The following is a 2,270-nucleotide window of genomic DNA, read 5'->3' as shown; positions in this document are numbered from 1 at the left end:
GGCTGTCGTTCATGCGGTTTCTCGGGCTGGGGCTCGAGGACCGGGTGCCGGACGCCAAGACGGTCTGGCTCTATCGCGAGGGTCTGGTGGAGACGGGTCACCGCCATGACCCTAGCCACGCTGGCGCCACCAACCAACATGTTCCGCAAGGGCAGGGATTTTGCCGCATGGGTGGGGCTGACTCCGCGACAGCATTCGACAGGTGGAAAAACGCGATTGGGCAAGACGTCGAAGATGGGACAGAAAGACATCCGGCGCCTGCTGATCATCGGAGCGATGGCTGTCATTCAGGCAGCCGGTCGGACTGGGGGGCCGAAACCGGATTCTTGGTTGGCCCGGATGCTGAGCCGCAAGCCAAGGATGCTTGTAGCTGTCGCTCTGGCAAACAAGATGGCCCGGATCGCGTGGGCGCTTATCGCGAAGGGAGAACCCTACAGGATTCCGGCTTGAGGCCGTAGGTCTCACCGGATTGGCGGAGCAGACGTTCTGACAGGAGGTCAGCTTGAGTTGGAGTATTGGGGTGTTGTCTCGTGGAACAAGAGTTTAAGACTGCCGATAATTAAAGATTACAGGCAGTCCAGAGGGAATTTTCCGACGCCGTAAAAAAGGAGATTGAACGCGATAATGACAAATAAAATTACAGTTATTGGTGGATCAGGGTTTGTTGGCACCAACCTATGTAAGCAGCTCTCACTAAAGCAGCAGAATTTTGAAATCATCGACATTAAGATGAGCAATCAATTTCCTGAGAAATGCAAAATTGGCGATGTCAGGGACATCGACGCCCTACGGCAAACGATCACGGGAAATGTCATTGTAAACTTGGCCGCTGTGCACCGTGACGATGTGCGTGATAAATCAGAATATCAGCGCACAAATGTAGGCGGCGCTGAGAACATTGCATCTGTCTGTGAAGAAAAAGGGATCGAGAAAATTGTCTTTACCAGTACGGTGGCTGTTTACGGCTTTGCTAAGCCCGGCACCGGCGAGGATGGTGAAATTAATCCTTTTAATGAGTACGGCAGGACTAAATTTGAGGCGGAAGAAAAACTACGAGCTTGGCAGTCAAAGGGTCAAAATTCACTTCTAATCGTTCGTCCAACCGTAATCTTTGGTGAGGGAAACCGCGGGAATGTCTTTAACCTCCTGTACCAAATAGCTTCAAGTAAATTTGTGATGGTCGGTCAAGGTGAGAATAAAAAATCGATGGCGTATATTCAAAACGTTGTCGCATTTTTAAAACAATGCATTTCAACCGAACAGAAATATGGTGTGTTTAATTACGTAGACACGCCTGACATGACCATGAACGCGCTAGTGCGTCAGGTCCGCGCCAAGCTCAAAGGCAAAAATAGCGTAGGCCTGCGTTTGCCTTATTGGCTCGGTATGATCTTAGGAAAAATGGCAGACTTAGTATCAGCCTTGACCGGTAAAAACTTACCTGTGAGCTCAATAAGGGTTAAAAAGTTTGCCTCATCAACAGAATTTAACAGCGCGAAAAGCACCTTGGATCAATTCAAGGCGCCGATCTCATTAAGTCATGGGATTGAGAGAACACTTCAAAGCGAGTTCATCAGCCCTGACCCACATCAAGAAATTTTTTATACGGAGTAACTAAATGACCGATTACATGGTTAAAGATATCTCTCTAGCTGATTTTGGCCGTAAAGAGCTTGATATTGCGGAAACGAAATGTCGGGTCTGATGGCGCTTCGTGAAGAGTATGGTGACACCAAGCCTTTGGCGGGTGCGCGTATCGTCGGATCTCTACATATGACCATTCAAACGGCGGTTCTGATTGAGACGCTTGTGTACCTTGGTGCGGATGTTCGCTGGGCGTGTTGCAACATTTTCTCCACCCAAGACCATGCGGCAGCTGCAATTGCGGCAGGTGGTACGCCTGTGTTTGCGATCAAGGGTCAGTCTCTTGAGGAGCACTGGGACTACCTTGATAAATCTTTCATGTTCCCAGACGGGCCGAACCTGATCCTTGATGACGGTTGCGACGCCACTTTGTATATTCTGCTGGGCGCCCGCGTTGAGAACGGCGAAACAGACCTCATCGAAGTGCCGACATCCGAAGAAGAAGTCGCTGTTGAGAACGGCGGTGCAAAACTAGACCACGGTAGCGCCGCCATATTGGCGGTGCGGGCGGCGTAAAAGTCGTCCACTTTTCCCTTCTTGTGGCAGCAGGGAGGGCGAGGAGATTTACACCGTGGAACTTTATCTGAAGGTCAGGCTGGCGCGCAGCGAGGGGATGAGCCAGCGGG

1 protein-coding gene and 3 pseudogenes are annotated in these 2,270 nt (G+C 50.7%); all 4 read left to right on the top strand.

The window, feature by feature from the left end; translation table 11 throughout:
* Nucleotides 1-98, top strand: a pseudogene (locus tag ACH107_RS32130) (transposase); the annotation flags it as partial.
* A pseudogene (locus ACH107_RS32125) lies at nucleotides 97-450 on the top strand (transposase); the annotation flags it as partial. The pseudogenes ACH107_RS32130 and ACH107_RS32125, both read left to right, overlap by 2 nt.
* Before the next feature lie 174 nt (nucleotides 451-624).
* Nucleotides 625-1,614 carry an NAD-dependent epimerase/dehydratase family protein gene (locus tag ACH107_RS32120; RefSeq protein ID WP_412509678.1) on the top strand — a complete coding sequence of 330 codons (990 nt, stop codon included), beginning with the start codon at nucleotides 625-627 and terminating at the stop codon, nucleotides 1,612-1,614.
* 4 nt (nucleotides 1,615-1,618) lie between these two features.
* Nucleotides 1,619-2,103: pseudogene (locus ACH107_RS32115) on the top strand (adenosylhomocysteinase); the annotation flags it as partial.
* Nucleotides 2,104-2,270 lie beyond the last annotated feature (167 nt).

Source organism: Roseovarius halophilus (ex Wu et al. 2025) (genome assembly GCF_047086965.1).
This window is presented reverse-complemented; position numbering and strand designations above follow the sequence as displayed.

What these genes read in the sequence shown, in the direction of transcription:
- ACH107_RS32120 (WP_412509678.1), top strand. Translation starts at nt 625, where the DNA reads ATGACAAATAAAATTACAGTTATTGGTGGATCAGGGTTTGTTGGCACC.